The sequence below is a fragment of the Phocaeicola salanitronis DSM 18170 genome (genome assembly GCF_000190575.1).
GTDB lineage: Bacteria > Bacteroidota > Bacteroidia > Bacteroidales > Bacteroidaceae > Phocaeicola > Phocaeicola salanitronis.
This window is the reverse complement of record NC_015164.1, coordinates 1,629,176-1,648,487: the sequence shown is the minus strand read 5'-3', so window position 1 is coordinate 1,648,487 and position 19,312 is coordinate 1,629,176. Positions and strand designations below refer to the sequence as shown.

Below are 19,312 nucleotides of genomic sequence, written 5' to 3'. Positions count from 1 at the left end.
TTTGATTTCTTTATTAGTTTGTTCCCGTATCTTTGTCTCCGAATGAGATTTCATTCTCGCGCACTACCCAAGGCAAGACTTGTACGTTTACTTTGAGGAATACTTCAGGGTCCGGTTCCGGGTCTGGTCCCGGATCTTCTTTGGGTTCTTCTTCATCGGGTGTTTCCGAGTCGGGTGTTTCTCCCTCGGGATATCCGAAACGGTAGATGGCCTCTACACTCAGCTTGTAAACATTGTTGCGTACTACGGCAAACTCCATCGGTCCCATATCGGGCTCTTTTTCATTGTCGTGATGACGGTTCCAATAGTAATAGTAGGCGTAGTAGTTTCCGTCTTCGTTTTGTGTATAGATGGTAAATCCAGCTTTTTCTGGCTCATAATCTCCGCTTTCTACCGCTTCATAAGCGTATGCGACATCTTCATTGGGATGCTCCTTTGCGTATTCCCTTACAGCATTCCAATCGCCATACAGCACGTCATCGAATACGTAGATATCATTTCCGTCTGTCCATGTGACATCGCTATTATCTTCTCTTCCTATTTTTGCCCGGAATACCACACCGGTAGTGATACCGTTTTTTTGCAGTTCATCATCACCTTCATTGTCTTGGGGAATAGTATTTTCGATAGCATACCGCCAGATGTGATAGCCTTTTTTATCCTCCGGCTCGATGGTGTTGTCTTCCTCGTTCTTGCTGATGGCTGCCAGTGAAGTCCATTTCCACGTATCAGGTTTTTCCAAGTTATAGAAGAAATTATCTCTCTTATTCGGCCAATTGGAAGCGGTTGTATACTTCAACTTATCGGCAGCATCGGTATCTACCACGTAATTGTTCGCCGTTTCTACGCCGCAGATGGTGGCTTCGGTATTTTGTCCGTTTTTCGATACCCGGCGCAGGTAGTAGAAACTCTTGCTCATGTTGATAAGGGCTACATCGGTCAGCTGGATGTAGATGCCGGGGTTTTTCTTTGATTCTTCATCTTGGGATTCAAGATTGTCACGTACCACATATTTGTTGTCATCATGTACGGCTTTGTAATCAAAGCGCGCCACGGAACGTTCTACTTTAATCGTGCCTATATCGAACGCACTGCTTGAACTCAAATTGTCGTACCAAGAGGTAGGTAAGTCGATTTGACGCTTCACCGCATTGCTCATCAGGAAATTATTGTCCTGCCATACGGATGCATTCTTGTCATCGGTAATGGTGTGGGCTTTTTGTATAAAGTTTGTTACCTCTGTACTTCCTTCAGCCGCACCCGCTAAGGCACGCAGTTCGGGGGTCGGGTTGCAATAGGCATAGACGTTGGCAACACGTTGTTGTGCTTCTTCTCCTTGTTCCGGTTCGGGGCTTACATAGTCTGCCAGCCTTTCGGGCGGAATGGTAATCACGTATTCATTTACTGTACTTGTCGTAGGAGAAACCGATGTGACGTTGGTCGAAGTCAGGTAGTTGTTATCCTCGTCCGTAAAGACCAGCATAATCTGGCTGATGCGGTTCTCGCGGTCTTTGCTTACTTCGGTGCCATCGGAAGAGCTTCCATAGTCTTCGCCTTCCTCGGTATCTGTTTTGCTCCTGCTTCCGCTTCCGCTTGGCAAGTCCAAGGCGAATTTCAGGTAGATGCCCTCGCTTTCTTCGGCAGGGAGGTTGCTGCCCGTGCCTATGTCGTCGTTGCATGCCGTGAGGCATACAGCCAGTGCGCTTAGGGTGAATATGTTAGCAAATGCTTTCATTGTAATCTATGTTTTGTCGTGTTCTTTATTTGGTAATTTCTTCAATCTGCTTCAGGCAATCATTGGCTTCCGTTACGCCCATTTCTTTGGCTTTCTGCAGGTGGGGTTGCGCTTCGGCATAGTTGCCTTCGAGGGCTTCTAATACGCCACGGGCATATTCGGCCTCTTTGCTTGTGCCTGCTTTGTCCAGATACTTACGGGCAGCAGTCAGGTCGCGCTTGTTCATCGCTACGTTGGCAGCATTCAGGTTTGCCGTCTCGTCGTCGGGATACATCCGCACAGCGGTCTCGAATACTTCGTTGTAGGCAGGCGTACCCGATTCGTAAGTGTTCGCTATGGTGTAGAACTCTTGCAGGCTCAGCTTGCCCGGCGCGGTCTTCATGATGCGTTTGGCTTCTTCCACATCGGTGTACGAGCGCACAATGTATTCCACGGTATAGTCGGAATGGCGGAGTGCCGGGTAGCAGTTCTTCAAGAGGAACGCATACGTGTCGGGGTAGCGTCGCTTGATGGAAGCGTCTTTGCGGTCGGGCTCTTCGTCACCGGCAATCAGGTCCAGGATGCCTTCCTTGTCTGCCAAATCCGATGCTTCTACATAGCGTTCCAGCCCTTCCCAGTCTTCCGGTTCGTATGCGGTGGTGAAGATAGACGGGTCGAAGTGGTACAGTTCCTGCACGTATTTCTTCAACGCTTCGGTTCTGCCCTTTGCCAGTCGTGTATTGTTGGCATACGAGCCTTCGGGCGATGCATATCCCTTGATGCTGATGGCCGTAATCTTGGTATCGGGGTCGTTCTTTACGACATCGATGGTCTGCTGGATTTTCTTCAGCTCGGAAGGATTGTTGCGGTATTCGGGGTAGATGACGGTCTGGTTGACCGGGAAGTCGATGAATGCCGACCCCTTGACGTTGCGGGTCTTCACGGTTTCCACTTCGGGCTGTACGTACACGAACAAGGGTTCGAATACCTTCGGCGCCATATCCAGCTGGGTCAGCAGGTCATCGTTGTTCATCAGCAGTTCGCTGCAGCATCCGCACAGGTCTTCGCCCATCACCACGGATGCATTGTCCATCCATTCGGCATAGGGTGTCATGGCTTGGTAGTGTATTTCGTCTACCTTTCCGGTGCGGTAGAAATACGGTTCGTCCGCCAGCTTGTCGTTGCGGAGGTGGTGGTAATAGCGGTTCCGTCCGTTGATGCGTACCGCAGGCAGGTTGACGAAGGTCTCTTCGCTGCTCTTCAGGGCAGGAGTGAGGATGATTTCCTCGTCTGATTTCACGTCCAGTGCGGTCACATCCATGCGCATCGAGAGGAAGAGGTTGCCTTCGTTCCGGGCGATGTTGAGGTCTTTGATTTCGATTTGCCCGTTCAGGATGCGTTGTGCGTTGACACCTATTATATATAGGCTCAGCAGGAGGCTGAAAAATAGCTTTGCTTTCATAGTCGAGAAGTGTTAGAATACATAAACTAAATTTATGGCAGCTTTGGTGGGACCGAAGTAATGGTGGTCTCCGCTGTCTAACTTTTCACCGCACCAGGCACACGGATAGCGGTCGAATTTGGTATACGCATAGCCTATGCCAATCTCCATTTCAAAATTCCAGTGCTTGTTGAGTATCCACGTGTAGCCGTAGGCGACACCTGCACCGGCAAACCAGCCTTCGTACCGGGAGTCGGAGAGTTTGGACAGGTCGCTTCCCAAAAACATGATGCTGTTGTCCAGATTCCCTACGTTGTACTGTCCTCCGTGGGCGTGGAATCCAAGAAAATGTCCGCTAAAGCTGTTGCAGAACCAATAACGGGCTTCGGGTTGCGCCAACCAGTGTTTCCATTTGCGTCCGTGCGACATGTCCCATGCGTTGAGGTTTCCCGAGACATCCAATGACCATTTCGGCGCCAGACCGATTTCTATTCCAGCATTTATGGTAGCCGTTGCGTCATAAAGCACGTTGGTTTTCAACGCGACCTTTTGTGCAGATACAGAAATGGCAAGACACACGAAAAGGATAGAAATTAAACGTTTCATAGTTTTTACCCTTTTTATAATATCTCTTATCAATAGAATTTATATATCTCTTTCAATATCCTATTTCTTGCCTTTCCAGTTGCATTCCTATTGTTCAAGCCTTTTTTTTGACCGGGTATTGTCTGTAGGATGTGAATGCAATTGCTTTTGAAAGTGGCTACAAATATAAGTAACAAATTTCAGATGAGCAAACATATTGATTTGTTTTTTATATAAAAAATAAAAGTTTTATTGCAAACTTTGCCAAAGGGGCATCAGGACAGGTCTGTAAAAGCATTTTATTGCATCGGACAACGCGATTGTCTGCGTTTTTCTGTGCATATAAGGTCTGTTCGAAATTTCCAATAAAGAATGTCAATCAGGAGTTAAAAGGGAGTTATAGGCAGTTATCGACCACCGGTGCGGGCTGGGAGTTAAATCAACCTCTTCGAGGTTGTCGAGTGTGCGAGGCAAGAAAGAGCCGGACGTGCGAGGTTCAACCTCTTTGAGGTTGTCCGTGCAGGCGATGTGGGAATGCACAATTCTAAAACACGCAAAGTATAACTCCTGATTCGCATAAAGAAATATTCTTCAGCTTCTAAAAAAGAATATATACTGCATCCGCTGATGGAGTTATCTTCTCCGGCAGTTTTAGTTATCTGGAACTGCGTATGCAGTATATATTACTTTTTTGAATATCTGCATTTCACCCAATAAACTGTAGGGGCGTATCGCATACGCCCCAAAAGCATCCACGTGGATAAGTTGGCGCATTCGGGCGTATGCGATACGCCCCTACATGGGCTTTTTGCGGATATCCGCATTTTATGTTGTCACGCTGGGTTTGCAATCCAGCGTAATGTCATGTGCGGATTTGTAATCCGCATCATCCGCGAATGGTTTCGGATTGCAAATCCGGTTCCTTCATTATGCCGAGGGATTGGAATATACGGTATTTCCGGTACGATTAGTAATCGTCATGCTGTACGATTAGTAATCGTCACGCTGCACGATTAGTAATCGTGCCGGCGATGCAGCTATATGTGTTGTTTTTCTTGTTTGCTATCTTCAAATAAATGATTATCTTTGTTAGGCAATCTTTAAACGAAAGAACGATGAACATAGAACGGTTTTTGGCAGCACAGCAGGGAACGTATGCGGAAGCCCTTGCCGAAGTGAAGGCAGGGCGGAAGACGAGCCACTGGATTTGGTGGATATTCCCCCAGTTGCGGGGATTGGGCATAAGCGAGACGTCGCATTATTACGGTATATCCGGCTTGGAAGAAGCACGGGCGTATTGGCTTCATCCGGTGTTGAAGGAACGGTTGCGCGAGATTACCCTTGCCTTTTTGCAGACAGGGAAAAGCGCCGAATCTGTATTTGGCATGCTGGATGCCATGAAGGTCCGTTCGTGTATGACGTTGTTTTACGAAGCGACAAAGGAGGACCTGTTCATGCAGGTTTTGCAGACACGTTTTAATGGGCAGAAAGACAACCGTACGCTGGAGATGCTGTATTTGCCGAAGGACAGGTTCCTGCTGGGGGCTGTGGCAGGCGATGTAATCGGTTCGGTTTATGAACACTACCGGACGAAGCGCATGGATTTCCCGCTCTTTCCCGAAGGCTCCCGGTTTACCGATGATACGGTAATGACCGTAGCCAATGCAGACTGGCTCTTGTACGGAGACGATTTGGCACGTATCATGCAACGGTACGGAAACCGTTATCCGCATGCCGGCTACGGAGGCATGTTCCGAAAATGGCTGACGGAAGAAAACCCTCAACCTTACCGGAGTTTCGGAAACGGGTCTGCGATGCGTGTCAGTCCTGTGGGATGGGCATTCGATTCCTTGGAAGAAACCTTGGAGGCAGCCAGCCGGAGCGCTTCGGTGACTCACAATCATCCCGAGGGAATAAAAGGGGCGCAAGCCGTAGCCGCCTGCATTTTCCTTGCCCGGCATAACGAGGCGAAACAGGAGATAAAGGCATTTGTAGAGCAGGCGTTCGGATACGATTTGGCACGTACTTGCGATGAAATACGTCCGTCGTACCGTTTTGATTCCCGGTGTCAGGGTTCCGTGCCCGAATCCATACTGGCTTTCTTGGAAAGTACGGATTACGAAAGTGCCGTCCGTCTGGCGGTTTCATTGGGAGGAGATGCGGATACGATGGGAGCGATTGCGGGGAGTATTGCCGAAGCGTATTACGGCGGAGTGCCGAAACCCATCAGGCAGGAAACCTTGAAGAGGATTCCGGATGAGTTTACGGAAGTCTTGAAACTGTTCTCCGAACGTTTTGTTGTGAATTAATACAAAAGAACACAGAGACACGGAGAAATAAATAAATTGAATATCCGCATTCTGCCCAATTGCCTGTAGGGGCGTATCGCATACGCCCGAAAGCGTCCACGTAGATAAGTTGGCGCATCTGGGCGTATGCGATACGCCCCTACATTGGCTGTTTGCGGATATTCATATAAATAGATAGAGAAGGCAAAGTTTTCAGAGTCAGATATTTGCTCTGTTAGCTCTGTTCTCTCAAAAATAAAACTCTGTGTCTTTGTGTCTCTGTGTTCTATTCCATTTTTCGCAAACCAATTTTGTTTTACTATATGTAGTAGCCTTGTTTATTCCTTATGAAACGGGTCGATGTGCAGAAAAATGTGCTTTCCTGCTTAATTTATCTGCGGATTTATGTATCTTTGTGAGCGGAACAAGTGCAGAAAAATGTATGACCGTGCAGGATTCACATGCTAAAAAATGTGTAGATGTTATGAAACGTATTGCTTTACAACAACTTATAGAATGGAAGAATAGAGAACATCGGAAGCCTCTCGTCTTGAACGGCGCACGACAAGTCGGAAAGACTTGGTTGCTTCATGAATTTGCCCGGAATTATTATAAAAAAGAAGCTTATGTGGTGTGCCGCAAGAACCTGTTAGCTCAACAACTTTTCGGGCAAGAATTCAATGTGGAAAGAATTTTGCGCGGTTTACGTGCCATGACTTCTGTGGATATTACTCCAGGCGATACACTTATTATTTTAGATGAAGTGCAGGACATACCCGAAGCCTTGGAAGCCTTGAAATATTTCGAAGAAGAAGCTCCCGATTATCACATAGCCGTAGCGGGGTCGTTGTTGGGAATCGCTTTGCATGAGCATGTTTCCTATCCGGTAGGCAAAGTGAATGTCATCAATCTCTATCCGATGAATTTCGAAGAATTCCTGTGGGCAAAGGGCGAGACGGAAGCCTGTAAACTGCTTAGTGAACGTGATTTCGATACAATCAATCTGTTACACGAAAAATATACCGATTTGCTTCGCCAGTATTATTACGTAGGCGGTATGCCCGAAGCCGTACTCCACTATGTGGAAACAGGTGCTTTGCAAGAGGTCAGACGTATCCAGCAGGAAATATTGCAAGGTTACGAGCTTGATTTTTCCAAGCATGCGCCCCGCGAGCAGGTGCCACGCATCCGCATGGTGTGGAACAGCATCCCTTCCCAACTTTTCAAGGAGAATAAGAAATTCATTTATGGCGCTTTGCGCAAAGGTGCCAGAGCCAATGATTTCGAGGTGGCTATCCAGTGGTTGGTCAACTCCGGTTTATTGTATAAGGTTTCCCGGTGTACAAAATTGGAATTGCCGCTTGACATCTATGAAGACTTTTCCGCTTTCAAGCTTTATACGCTTGATGTTGGCTTGCTGGGGGCGATGGTCAACACGGCTCCTTCGCAAGTCTTGATAAAAAACGATATTTTCAAAGAATACAAAGGTGGAATGACCGAGCAATTTGTCTTGCAGGAAATGAAGAGCAAAGGCATTAGTCCCATTTATTATCACACGACGGACAGTTCGCGCCTTGAATTGGATTTTGTAATTCAGCGGGAAGACAAGATAGTCCCGATAGAAGTAAAGGCAGAAGGAAATGTCAGAGCCAATTCGTTGACAGCCTTACTCAGCAAGCGTCCTGACTTGCATGCCGAGCGGTATTCGATGTTACCTTATAAAGTACAAACTGCCTTGACTAACATTCCGCTTTATGCGGTGTAATCCGTGTACTATCCCATATGATAAAATTCACCACAGAGGACACGTAGCACAGAGGAAAAATATTAATGCCTCTGTGTGTCTCCGTGCTCTCTGTGGTGAAATGTCATTGATTTTGTATACTTACCCGTGCACAATCAACGCCGGGGAATATCTACCGAATCTTCGGCTTTCCCGTTCAGCCAGCGCGAGAAGAAGTCTACCATGCGCCAGTAGAAATACTCGTCCATATCGCCGAAACCGTGACGCTGGCCGGGGAGGATAAGCATCTCAAAGCGTTTGTTGGCACGAATCAACGCGTCTACTACGCGGATGGTGTTTGCCGGATGTACGTTGTTGTCGATGTCGCCGTGTACCAGCATCAGGTGTCCTTTCAGCTGTTTGGCTATTTCGGGATTTGTCGCTATCTTGTACACAAAGGTTGTGTCTCCTTTTTCGGTAATCTCTTCTTTTACGCCGTGATGGGTCTCGCTCCACCAGCGGTTGTAGATGCGGTTATCATGATTCCCGGCACACGATACGGCGGCTTTGTAGAAATCAGGATACTGAAGGATAGCGGCGGTAGACATGAATCCGCCTCCCGAGTGCCCGTGAATGCCTACGCGGTCGATGTCGATGTATTTGTAGCGTGCCGCCAGTTGCTCTACCGCTGCCTTATGGTCGGCAAGGGGATAGTCGCGCATGTTTCCGTATCCGTAGTTGTGATACCATTTCGAACGGCTGGGATGTCCTCCGCGCTGCCCTACCGAAATCACGATAAAGCCAGCCTGCGCCAGGCGGTCGGTGCGTACGCTCATGCGGGTAAACGGATAATAGACCGCTTCTACCTGCGGACCAGGATATACGTAGTCGACTATCGGATAGACTTTGGTCGAATCGAAATTATAGGGCTTGTACATCACGCCATAGAGGTCGGTCACACCATCGGCAGCTTTTACCGTAAAGAGTTCGGGGAACTGGTAGCCTGCGGCAAAAAGCTGGGAGAAATCGCTTTCCTGCAAATCCATCACCTTATTTCCGTTGCGGTCTATCAGGACAGCATTCGGAACGGTATTTACCCGCGAATAATTGTCTACGATGAAGCGGGCATCGTCGTCCATGTCTGTTTCGTGGAAGTATTCGCCTTCGGTCAGCCGTTTCAAGCCGCTTCCGTCGGCATTTACTTTATACAAGTGTTCGTAATAAGGATTTTCGTTCGCTTCGCGTCCGTTGGCAGTGAAGTAGATGGTGCGGGTGGCAGGGTCTACCTTTACGACACGCTCTACGTGCCACGGTCCTTTGGTGATGCGGTTTTTCAGGTTTCCTTGGTCATCGTATAAATAAAGGTGTGCCCAGCCGTCTCGTTCGCTCCATTGGATAAATTCCTTTCCGCCGTTGAATACCTGAATCGGGCGTGTTTCCTGATAGGTGTTCATCCGTTCTTTTACGATGGGGACGATGGAGTCTTGCCCGATGGTGTACGTACATACATCGATGCGGTGCAGGTCGCGGCTGCTGCGGGTCAGGAAGAAACGGTTGTTGTCACCCTGCCATACATCGGGGATAAATTCGGCATCCCGCTCTTTCATCTGATACGGACGGTTTTCCAGCATCAGCGTCTGGTTCTTCCATGCTGCCGTACGGATTTCTTTCCGGGTGTTCGTGGTCATGTCGAAGATGTACAGGTGGTCTTCGGGAGCATCCATCTCGCCCGGCATCTGGTAGCGGTAAGTCTCCAGCGTGGGACGGGGCGAAGCCGTGGAGTTGATGACCCACAAGTCTTTCACCTTGCGCTCGTCGGTCACTACGGTCACGAAATGTTTCGAGTCGGGCGACCAGTATCCCCATACGCCCCGGCGTTTGCCGTTGCACAGGGTATCGGTATTCAATATGCTGTAAGGAATGCCATAGCCGAAGTGCTCGCTTCCGTCTTTCGTCAACTGGATTTCTACAATCGTACTGTCCTTTTCGTCCTTTTGCGCCTTGCGGTAATCGGCGATGCTCATGCGGTAGAGGTTGCAGTCCTTGGCATATACCACCGTTTGTCCGTCGGGAGAGACCGATGCCCAGTCCAGCCGTTTCGGTTCCTTGGCTTCTTCGGTCAGCAGGGTCAGCTTGCGTGTCGGATAATCGTAGGAGAAATAAAATACTTCCTTTTCGGGGGTGTTTGCCTTTTTCTTGTCATCCTTCTTCGGCTTCTTGTCTTGCGAAGAGGTTACTTCGAAGGTAAAGGTACGTCCGTCTTCTTTCACTTTCAGGTTTTGGATGGGCAAATGACGTGCCTCGAACGGGTCGTGAACGATTTCGGTAAGTTGGGATGCCAATTCATCGCGGTCGAATAGCGGAGTCTTCCGGCGTGCGTCGGGGTCGACTACATACCACGATGTGCCTTCGCTGGTTTTGTATTCGAACCAGAAATCGTTTCCGGTCGGGAACCAATGCGGGTCGACTTTGGTTGAGAACAGCATCGTGTTCAGTTTTTCTCGTGTGAATTTCTCTGCCTGAAGGTATTCGGGCAGACGCTCTTGGGCAACGGAAGGCATTGCCTGAAGGGCAAGTCCCAAGAGCATGAGGGATAAAATGCGTATTTTCATAAACTCTGTTTGAATTAAAATTTATTTCAAGCCCCAAAGATACGAAAAATGCAAGTAAGTGTATCGGTTAACGCAAGTATTTGTACCCAATCTCCGCATTCGGCACGGATAAGGCTGAGAAACATATAGTAGAACAAAATTGGTTTGCGAAAAATGGATTGGAACACAGAGACACAAAGGCACAGAGTTTTATTTCTTTGAGAGAACAGAGTTCACGGTGCAAATGCTGGCTTTATGATCTTTGCTTTTTCTATATAATTATTTCTCCGTGTCTCTGCGTCTCTGTGTTCGATAAAGAATCACATTGATTTTTCGCAATTTGAATACCCGCAATTCATTTCTGATTGACGATAAAAGTATATTTCCGTTCATGCTTTGACCGTTTTCCGGCGCAACACGAAATAAAGCCCCAGTGCGATGAAGGGAATGCTCAATACCTGTCCCATGTCGATGGGCATGGCATTCTCGAAATCCACCTGACGTTCTTTGAGGAACTCGATGAAGAAGCGGAACGTAAATATCAGGGTGATGCAGAGCCCGAAATAGAAACCTTTAGGGGCAGTGTCTTTCCGCTTCCGGAATATCCAGACCATGATGCCGAAGAATAAGAAATAGGCAAGGGCTTCGTAAAGCTGGGCAGGATGGCGGGGCTGGAGGTCGACCTGCTCGAAGACAAACGCCCAAGGAAGATTGGCCGGCATGCCGATGATTTCGGAATTCATCAGGTTGGCAAGGCGGATGAAGCCTGAAGCTACCGGTGCGGCAATGCCCAACATATCGAGTATGTCCAAGTAGTGCATCTTGGTCTTCCGGCAAAAGAAATACAGGGCGATAATCAAGCCCAACGTCCCTCCGTGGCTGGCAAGTCCGGCATAACCCGTAAATATCCAGTCTCCGTTGGGAAGAAAGCGGACTGGAAGTACGATTTCCAAGGGATGTGCCAGAAAGTAGGAAGGGTCATAGAATAGGCAATGACCCAACCTGGCACCCACAAATGTACCTACCATGCAATATACGAACAGCGACTGGTAAGTATCTATCGGAAATTTCCTCACTTGATAGAGCTTGTACACTACTTGGCAAGCTGCCAGAATGGCAATCATCCAGAAGATGCTATACCACCGAAGTCCGAAATTTCCGATGTGGAACAGTACGGGGTCGGGATTCCAATGAATGTAAAGCAGGTTCATCTATTTTCCTTTATATTTATATTAGAAAATAAACCGCATCACATCGTTGAAGTTCGCCCAAATGAGGAGGGCAAGGAGCAGGAACATGCCTACCATCTGCGCATATTCCATAAACTTGTCGCTCGGCTTGCGGCGGGCGATGATTTCGTAGAGCAGGAACAATACGTGTCCGCCATCGAGCGCCGGAATAGGCAAGATGTTCATAAAGGCGAGGATGATGGAGAGGAACGCGGTCATTTCCCAAAAACGTTGCCAGTCCCATACCTTTGGGAAGATGCTTCCGATGGTACCGAAACCTCCCAGACTCTTGGCTCCTTCGGCGGTAAAGACATACTTCATGTCGTTGGCATATCCTTTCAATGTATTGATTCCTAACATAACACCTGCTGGGAAAGACTGGAAAAAGCCATACGACACATCGGTCACTTTATAATCGATCAAGCCTCCGTAGGCGTTTACCTTGAAGCTGGCATCCGTCTGTACATTGACTGTATCCCGTATTCCGGTACGTGAATAAACCAATGTGAACTCGCCCGAAGTCTTTTCCTGCAATTCGGCGTTCAGTTGAAGGCGGTTCATCTGGTCTAAGAACTCGTTCCAAGAATTGATTTCCGTGCCGTTGAACGCTACCAGCGAGTCTCCCTTCTGGATGCCCGCCTGCGCGAATCCGCCTCCTGCCACGACCGAATCGACCACGTTAGGGTAGTATACATTGACGAATGCCGGGCTTTGCTGTGCCACATCGAGCAGGCTCAGTTCGGGCATCAGGATTTGTTTCTCCTGTCCGTCGCGAAGCACGGTCACTTCGCGCGCTTCGACGATGCTGCGTATCATGTCGCCGTTGAAGCGGGTCAGTTCCTCACCGTCGGCACTTAGGAGAATATCCCCGTCACGAAAACCTATCTCTTTTGCCTGTTCATTAAATTTCATTCCATACGTCATGTCCTTCAGGGCAATGTACGAATCGCCCCATGTGAAAAGAATCATGGAATAAATAAACAAGGCAAGGATGAAGTTCATCAGTACGCCGCCTATCATTACCAGAAGCCGTTGGCCCGCAGGCTTCGAGCGGAATTCCCATGGCTGAGGCGGTTTTTTCATCTGTTCGGTATCCATTGATTCGTCAATCATACCGGAAATTTTGCAATACCCTCCCAAGGGCAGCCAGCCTATACCATACTCCGTGTCGCTATGTTTGGGCTTGTACTTGAACAAGGCAAACCACGGGTCGAAGAAAATATAAAACTTCTCTACCCGTATCTTAAAGAGGCGGGCAAAGAAAAAGTGTCCTCCTTCGTGCACAATTACCAGCAGCGAAAGGCTGAGAATGAGTTGGAGAGCACGAATCAAAAATGTTTCCATTCTGTTGTCTTTATTAAATTAATACATTTTGTTTATCACCAATTCTGCGGCAATGCGCCGTGTTTCGGCATCGGTAGCCACATAGTCTTCATACCTCGGGCGCTGGATAAACGGCACGCGTGTCATGGTTTTCTCGATGACCTCACTCATGCCGAGGAACGAAATCTTGTCTTCCAGGAATGCCGCAACCACCACTTCATTGGCGGCATTTACGATGCAGGGCATGTTGCCTCCCTGATGCAGTGCCTCGTATGCCAAAGCCAAGTTGCGGAAACGTTCCGTGTCGGGCTTCTCGAAAGTCAGCGTATTGTATTTGGCAAAGTCCAGCCGCTCTCCCGAAAGGGAAACCCGCTTGGGGTAAGAGAAAGCGTATTGGATGGGCAGACGCATATCGGGCACGCCTAACTGGGCTTTTACCGCTCCGTCCTCGAACTCCACCATCGAGTGGATGACCGACTGGGGATGTACTACTACCTCAATCTGTTCGGGGCGCACGCCGAAGAGCCATTTGGCTTCGATTACTTCGAAGCCCTTGTTCATCATCGAAGCCGAGTCGATGGTTATCTTGGCTCCCATGTGCCAGTTGGGATGATGCAAAGCCTGCGCCTTGGTGACCGTGCGGAGCTGGTCGATGGTGTACGTGCGGAACGGGCCACCCGACGCGGTAAGAATCACCTTCGATACAGGATTGTTCACCTCCAGGCATTGGAAAATAGCCGAGTGTTCCGAGTCTACCGGAAGAATAGGGGTATGATATTCTTGTGCCAGAGCATTGATAATCTCACCCGCTACGACCATGGTTTCCTTATTGGCAAGGGCGATGGCCTTTCCCGCACGGATGGCATTCATTGTTGGCAGCAGACCGGCATAGCCCACCATAGCGGTTAAAACGATGTCAATCGGTTGGGATTCTACAATCTGAGCCAGTGCGTCTTTTCCGGCATACACTTTTACGGGCAAGTCGGAGAGTGCTTCTTTCAGTGCCGGATATTTGTCTTCATTGGCTATCACAACGGCTTCGGGCTGGAACTCGCGTGCCTGTCGGGCAAGCAAATCCACCTGATTGTTTGCCGTAAGAGCATACACTTCGTACAGGTCGGGATGCTCCTTGATGACTTGCAAGGCTTGTGTCCCGATAGAACCTGTAGAACCTAATATCGCTATTTGTCTTTTCATGAGCCTATTCTTAATTCTTCATTCTTAATTCTTCATTTAAAACACAACGTATTGCTCGGGATTGACCGGATTCCCTTTATGCCATAACTCGAAGTGCAAGTGGGGCTTGTCGTCCTTGTCTATGGCATCACCTACCAAGGCGATGCCTTCTCCTCCTTTTACCTTGTCGCCTTCGCGTTTCATCAACGAATTGCAGTGTTTGTACACCGAGATGAAGTTCTGCGGATGCTGTATCTGGATGACGTATCCCCACGTGGGTGTATAACCGGCGAAGATGATTGTGCCTTCCAGTACGGACAGTATCGTTTCATTCGGGCTTGCGGTCAAATCAACTCCATAATGGCGGTTGTCCGGATTGAAGTTCGTAGACATCACGCCCCGCACCGGACGGTAGAAAATCAGTCCGGCAGCTCCCTCTTCAGTAATTGCCGTCAGATTATAACGTTCTTTTTCTTCGTATTGTTTTACAAACTCTTCTTCTTCCTTCGAGCGTGCTATCAGTTCTTCCTCGCGCAAGTCGGTCAGCGAATCGATAGACTGCACCGTATCTGCCTTTACCTGTCCGCTTAAAATGTCGCGGATATTCATCACATAGCGGTTTTGGCGTTCGAGTGCAGCTTGTAGCGAATCGGCACGCAAGGCATTTGCCACTACCTGTGCACGCACTTCACTGTTCATGTAGCCGGGCAGATAGTTGCGCAAAGGCGTAAAGACGATTATGGCTGCAGCAATGCAGAATATCACCGCACACGACACCAGCAATACCGACAAACCGTTCAATTTCGAGACGTGAATCCCCACGATCTCCTCCAACGTGTTCTCGTTGACGATACTCAGCTTGTACTTGAACCGGATGTTATGCCAAAATGCCTTGCGCGCTTTTTTCATACCTTACTCCTTATTTATTTTATACCTTATATATATTAAGGTTCGATTAATCCGTCGGGCACGTTTACTTTCATTACCTTCTTCTCCCGGTCTAAACCGATGATAAACTCTTCGTGGGCAGGCAATAAAAGTTCTTCTCCGTCTTTCTCGATGGCGAACAAGACATTAAGGGTAGTATCGTCTACATTCGTTATCTCTCCCAAATAGCCGTGATGCACATCTTCTACCCGGAAACCGATAAAGAAGTTCCAGGAAGTCACGTCTTCTTGCTCGTCCATGAATTTCTTGGGGAAATACACTTCTACGTTGGTGAACCTGCGTGCCTGCTCGGCGGCATCGATGCCTTCGAATTTCACCAGTGCCACCGTATCGGAACGGAAACGGTATTCCTCCATGAAGAACGGAACCAGGATGCCGTCCATGAGCAAGATAAGGTAATCGCAATCCACACGGTCGAATATATCATCGGTAAAGGTGAAAGACACTTCTCCTTTTATGCCGTGCGGCTTGTTGATGACACCGATTTTAAAAACTTCTTCCTTTCTTATCATACGCTTTATTCAATACGGGTGATACGTGCGCCCAAAGCCGACAGGCGTTGTTCGATATATTGGTATCCGCGGTCTATCTGTTCGATGTTATGGATACGGCTGATGCCTTCCGCATCGAGTGCGGCTATCAACAGGGCGATGCCTGCGCGTATATCGGGCGATGTCATGTTGCCTCCGCGAAGCCGGAACGTACGGTCATGTCCGATAACTACCGCGCGGTGCGGGTCGCAAAGGATAATCTGGGCGCCCATGTCGATGAGCTTGTCCACGAAGAACAGGCGGCTCTCGAACATTTTCTGATGAATCAGGACACTCCCTTTGGCTTGGGTGGCAACTACCAGCATGACGCTTAGCAGGTCGGGGGTCAGTCCGGGCCAAGGCGCATCGGCTATGGTCATAATCGACCCGTCGATGAACGATTCGATTTCGTAATGCTCTTGTTGGGGAATGAAAATATCGTCTCCCTGTTGTTCCAGGCGGATGCCTAACCGGCGGAAACTGTCGGGGATGATGCCCAGGCTTTGATAGGATACATCCTTGATGGTAATTTCGCTTCCCGTCATAGCCGCCATGCCGATAAAGCTCCCTACTTCAATCATGTCGGGCAATACACGGTGGGTGCATCCTTTCAGGCTCTTTACCCCCTCGATGGTCAGGAGATTGGAGGCGATGCCCTCGATATGCGCTCCCATGCGGTTCAGCATGTGGCAGAGTTGCTGGATGTAAGGCTCGCAGGCGGCATTGTAGATGGTGGTCTTCCCCTCGGCGAGCACTGCCGTCATCAGGATATTTGCCGTACCTGTGACCGAAGCTTCGTCCAGCAGCATGTAGGTGCCTTTCAGGTGTCCGGCAGAGATGCGGAATACGCCTTTCTGGCTATCGTACTGGAACGTGGCACCCAGTTTCTGGATGCCTAAGAAGTGGGTGTCCAGCCTGCGCCGCCCTATCTTGTCGCCTCCGGGTTTGGCTATCATGGCATGTCCGAAGCGCGCTACCAGCGGTCCGACCAGCATCACCGACCCGCGCAGGCGGGAGCATCGTGTCAGGAATTCGTTGCTCTCCAAGTAATCGAAGTTAATCGCATCGGCACGGAAAGCATACGTGTCGGTACTTTTCTTTTCCACTTTCACTCCCATGTCGCGGAGCAGTTGGATTAGGTTGTTTACGTCCAAGATGTTCGGGATATTGCTGATTGTCACTTCTTCATCGGTCAGCAGTGTGGCGCAAATCACTTCCAGCACTTCATTCTTTGCTCCTTGCGGAACGATGTCGCCGTGCAGCTTATGCCCTCCTTCGATTACAAACGATGCCATAGACAGATTGGTTTAGTATTTTTTCTTTTGTTGGTTATTGTTGTTCATCTTTACCTGGCGCCGGCGCGGGAATACACGTTGCTCGGTAAGGGTGATGTCGCCCGGCGATAATTTGATTTTCCCGTCCGATAATTCGTATAAGTCATCCAGAATCTTTTGGTCTTCCATGCCGTCTTTATTGTTCCAGTTCTGATAATCCATCTTCATGTGGTTGGCTATCAGTTGCAAGAGCCGCTTCCGTTCTTCGCCTTCGGGATAGTCGATGGCTATGCGGATAGAGTCTTGGATGAAACGTCCGTAGTGGCGGAAGCGGATATTGTGCTGGGAATAAGGAATACGTTCGGGCTTGATTTCCAGGCTTTCTTTCTTCACCACTTCTACCGGATAGTCGATGTCCAGCTTGAAATCCGCCATGATGGCGAGATGGTCCCATAGCTTGTGATTGTTGTCATTCGCGTCGCGCAGGTAGGGGAACATGCTTCCCATGATGTTGATGATGGTGTTGGCGCAGCGTTGGCGTTCGGCGCGGTCTTCAATCGTCAGGGCATAATCTACCATGTTTTGTACGCTTCGTCCGTATTCGGGAAGCGGCAATTTTCGTTGTTGGGTGTTATATTCCATATAGTTATAATAGTTTCTTCGGCTTTGAAGCCACAAATTCTTTCAGGTAAAACGGTTCGAAGTAAGCTACGTCCTTAAATTCTTCTCTTGCCATGGCTTTTTCCGCAAGCGGGAACATCCACTTGGCAAGAGGGTGGATGCCGTCGATGAAATGTGCGTTGGGATGTGTAAGTTTCTCCCGGCATTTGTCCGCCCCGTTCCCGAAGAAATAGACGGGATGTTCCGCTAAGAACGCTGCATACGAGTTTTCATCGATGATATCTGCGCTGATGGGGCGTTGCACTTTCAGCGCACGGTCGTAAACGGCGGCATATACTTCCATCCGGCGTGCGTCAATCATGGGGCAGAGCAGTGCGTCATCGGGCAGTTCTTTGTGCAGCAACACCGGTACGCTCATTACTTCCAGCGTGGGGATTCCCAATAGCGGAATCTGAAGTGCATAGCTGATGCCTTTTGCCATGGATACGCCGATACGCAATCCGGTGTACGAACCCGGTCCGCAGCTTACCGCAACGGCATCGAGCGGAATGGCATGGCTATCGATGAACGAAAGCGCTTCGTCTACATATACGCCCAGCACTACGGCATGTGAAGGCCCTTCGAAATCTTCTTTTGAATAGATGCAAGCCCCGTCTTGGCTGACGGCTACTGAACAGACCTCCGTAGAGGTTTCAATATGTAAAATGCATGACATAAATCTTGTTGTTATAAATATGAGAGCGCAAATATACAAATAATTTTTTAAGTTCTTGAGTTTTTAAGTCCGTGAGTTTTAAGTCCGTGTTTTTTGCATATAGTTGCGTTGTCCCCTGAATCTATATGGGAGGGGCAATGCAGCTATATGCGATGGGGCATGAAAGCGTATGCCTTAAGGCACTACCCACTTCGGATCGTGAGAGAAAAGCACCCGGGGATTGTAGCGCATGCCTTCCTTGTCGGGGATGCGGAGATAATAGACTTTCGAGCCATGCACATGTAAGGAGCGGGAACGCAGCCAGGGGTTCATGTTGCGCAATAAAGCATAGGTGGTTCCTTGGCTTTTGGCAAACCGGGGCAGGTCTTCGATGGTCTTTTCTACCTTGATTTCCCGGTAGGGGATAGGCGGATAGAGGTCGGACGCACGCAAGCGGAAGCCGAATTTCGTCGGGTCGGCAAATAGCATTTTCACCGCAAGGATGCGGTACACATAGCGGGAAGTCTCTTCTACCAGTTGCAGGTCGAGGGCGTCTTCTTCGTATTGGCGGTCCAGTTCTCTCGAAATGCGTCCTTGCCCCGCATTATAAGATGCGGCAACGCTTACCCAATTCCCGAAACGTGCGTATGCTTGCTTCAGGTATTTGCAAGCGGCGCGGGTGGCTTTCTCTACATGATAACGTTCGTCCACCGAGTTGCCTACCTCCAGTCCGAATTCCCGTCCTGTCACCGGCATGAATTGCCATAAGCCGGCGGCTCCCGCAACGGAACGCGCCAAGGGATTGTTGTTGCTCTCTATCGACATCAGGTATTTGAAATCGTCGGGCACGCCATTTTCGCTCAAGATAGGCTCTACGATAGGGAAATAACGGTTGGCTCGCTTAATCATCTGGATGGTTGTGCTATGCATGTAAGTGAAGGCAAGCAGCTCGCGGTCCATCCTTTCCCGGCGGTCGAAGCGGGTCAGGTCGATGGTATCGCCGCAAAAGGTGATGCTTTTCGGCACTTCCACGCAACTATAGGATGGGGCAGGTGCCGAAACCTCTTCGGTGGTTTGGGCGGATAGGGAGAAAGTGAATGCAGCCAGCGAGAGAAGGAAGGCTGCTACGGGAAGTCCCGTACGGATAAAGGAGGTGAACGATGCTTTCATGTCTG

The 19,312-nt window shown here is 49.1% G+C and carries 15 protein-coding genes; 2 read left to right on the top strand and 13 right to left on the bottom strand.

Annotated features, from left to right (window positions below; all coding sequences use genetic code 11):
- Nucleotides 1–13 precede the first annotated feature (13 nt).
- Genes BACSA_RS07335 through BACSA_RS07325 form a run of 3 tightly spaced genes read right to left on the bottom strand, consistent with a single transcriptional unit; the run spans nucleotide 14 to nucleotide 3,761 of the window.
- A complete protein-coding gene (locus tag BACSA_RS07335; protein WP_013617476.1) occupies nucleotides 14–1,735 on the bottom strand; it encodes an Mfa1 family fimbria major subunit in 1,722 nt (573 codons plus the stop codon).
- Nucleotides 1,736–1,760: 25 nt separating this feature from the next.
- Nucleotides 1,761–3,176, bottom strand: coding sequence for a DUF3868 domain-containing protein (locus BACSA_RS07330; protein WP_013617475.1), 1,416 nt, complete (start codon nucleotides 3,174–3,176; stop codon nucleotides 1,761–1,763).
- 12 nt (nucleotides 3,177–3,188) lie between these two features.
- A complete protein-coding gene (locus tag BACSA_RS07325; protein WP_013617474.1) occupies nucleotides 3,189–3,761 on the bottom strand; it encodes a DUF3575 domain-containing protein in 573 nt (190 codons plus the stop codon).
- Between the two features lie 1,094 nt (nucleotides 3,762–4,855).
- Between BACSA_RS07325 and BACSA_RS07320 the strand changes: the two genes are divergently transcribed.
- Nucleotides 4,856–6,049: a DUF1810 family protein gene (locus BACSA_RS07320; protein WP_013617472.1), complete on the top strand. Its 1,194-nt coding sequence runs from the start codon at nucleotides 4,856–4,858 to the stop codon at nucleotides 6,047–6,049.
- Between the two features lie 463 nt (nucleotides 6,050–6,512).
- Nucleotides 6,513–7,793, top strand: a complete 1,281-nt coding sequence (locus BACSA_RS07315) for an ATP-binding protein (protein WP_041584285.1) — start codon at nucleotides 6,513–6,515, stop codon at nucleotides 7,791–7,793.
- 134 nt (nucleotides 7,794–7,927) lie between these two features.
- Here BACSA_RS07315 and BACSA_RS07310 read toward each other — a convergent pair whose 3' ends face one another.
- The 10 genes from BACSA_RS07310 to BACSA_RS07265 form a co-directional block, all read right to left on the bottom strand.
- Complete coding sequence (locus tag BACSA_RS07310; RefSeq protein ID WP_013617470.1) at nucleotides 7,928–10,363, bottom strand: S9 family peptidase; 2,436 nt, start codon at nucleotides 10,361–10,363, stop codon at nucleotides 7,928–7,930.
- A gap of 368 nt (nucleotides 10,364–10,731) precedes the next feature.
- Nucleotides 10,732–11,553, bottom strand: coding sequence for a prolipoprotein diacylglyceryl transferase (gene lgt, locus BACSA_RS07305; RefSeq protein ID WP_013617469.1), 822 nt, complete (start codon nucleotides 11,551–11,553; stop codon nucleotides 10,732–10,734).
- A 21-nt stretch (nucleotides 11,554–11,574) separates the two neighbouring features.
- Complete coding sequence (gene rseP, locus BACSA_RS07300; RefSeq protein WP_013617468.1) at nucleotides 11,575–12,915, bottom strand: RIP metalloprotease RseP; 1,341 nt, start codon at nucleotides 12,913–12,915, stop codon at nucleotides 11,575–11,577.
- 18 nt (nucleotides 12,916–12,933) lie between these two features.
- Nucleotides 12,934–14,091 (bottom strand): 1-deoxy-D-xylulose-5-phosphate reductoisomerase, encoded by a 1,158-nt coding sequence (locus BACSA_RS07295; protein ID WP_013617467.1) that lies wholly within the window; start codon nucleotides 14,089–14,091, stop codon nucleotides 12,934–12,936.
- Nucleotides 14,092–14,127: 36 nt separating this feature from the next.
- A complete protein-coding gene (locus tag BACSA_RS07290) occupies nucleotides 14,128–14,979 on the bottom strand; it encodes a murein hydrolase activator EnvC family protein (RefSeq protein WP_013617466.1) in 852 nt (283 codons plus the stop codon).
- A 35-nt stretch (nucleotides 14,980–15,014) separates the two neighbouring features.
- Nucleotides 15,015–15,530, bottom strand: coding sequence for a ribosome maturation factor RimM (rimM, locus tag BACSA_RS07285; protein ID WP_013617465.1), 516 nt, complete (start codon nucleotides 15,528–15,530; stop codon nucleotides 15,015–15,017).
- Between the two features lie 5 nt (nucleotides 15,531–15,535).
- Nucleotides 15,536–16,843 (bottom strand): UDP-N-acetylglucosamine 1-carboxyvinyltransferase, encoded by a 1,308-nt coding sequence (gene murA / locus BACSA_RS07280; RefSeq protein WP_013617464.1) that lies wholly within the window; start codon nucleotides 16,841–16,843, stop codon nucleotides 15,536–15,538.
- 12 nt (nucleotides 16,844–16,855) lie between these two features.
- Nucleotides 16,856–17,464: a DUF4290 domain-containing protein gene (locus tag BACSA_RS07275; protein WP_013617463.1), complete on the bottom strand. Its 609-nt coding sequence runs from the start codon at nucleotides 17,462–17,464 to the stop codon at nucleotides 16,856–16,858.
- 4 nt (nucleotides 17,465–17,468) lie between these two features.
- A complete protein-coding gene (gene tsaB, locus BACSA_RS07270; protein ID WP_013617462.1) occupies nucleotides 17,469–18,158 on the bottom strand; it encodes a tRNA (adenosine(37)-N6)-threonylcarbamoyltransferase complex dimerization subunit type 1 TsaB in 690 nt (229 codons plus the stop codon).
- Between the two features lie 174 nt (nucleotides 18,159–18,332).
- Nucleotides 18,333–19,307, bottom strand: a complete 975-nt coding sequence (locus BACSA_RS07265; RefSeq protein WP_013617461.1) for a lytic transglycosylase domain-containing protein — start codon at nucleotides 19,305–19,307, stop codon at nucleotides 18,333–18,335.
- Nucleotides 19,308–19,312: the final 5 nt, after the last annotated feature.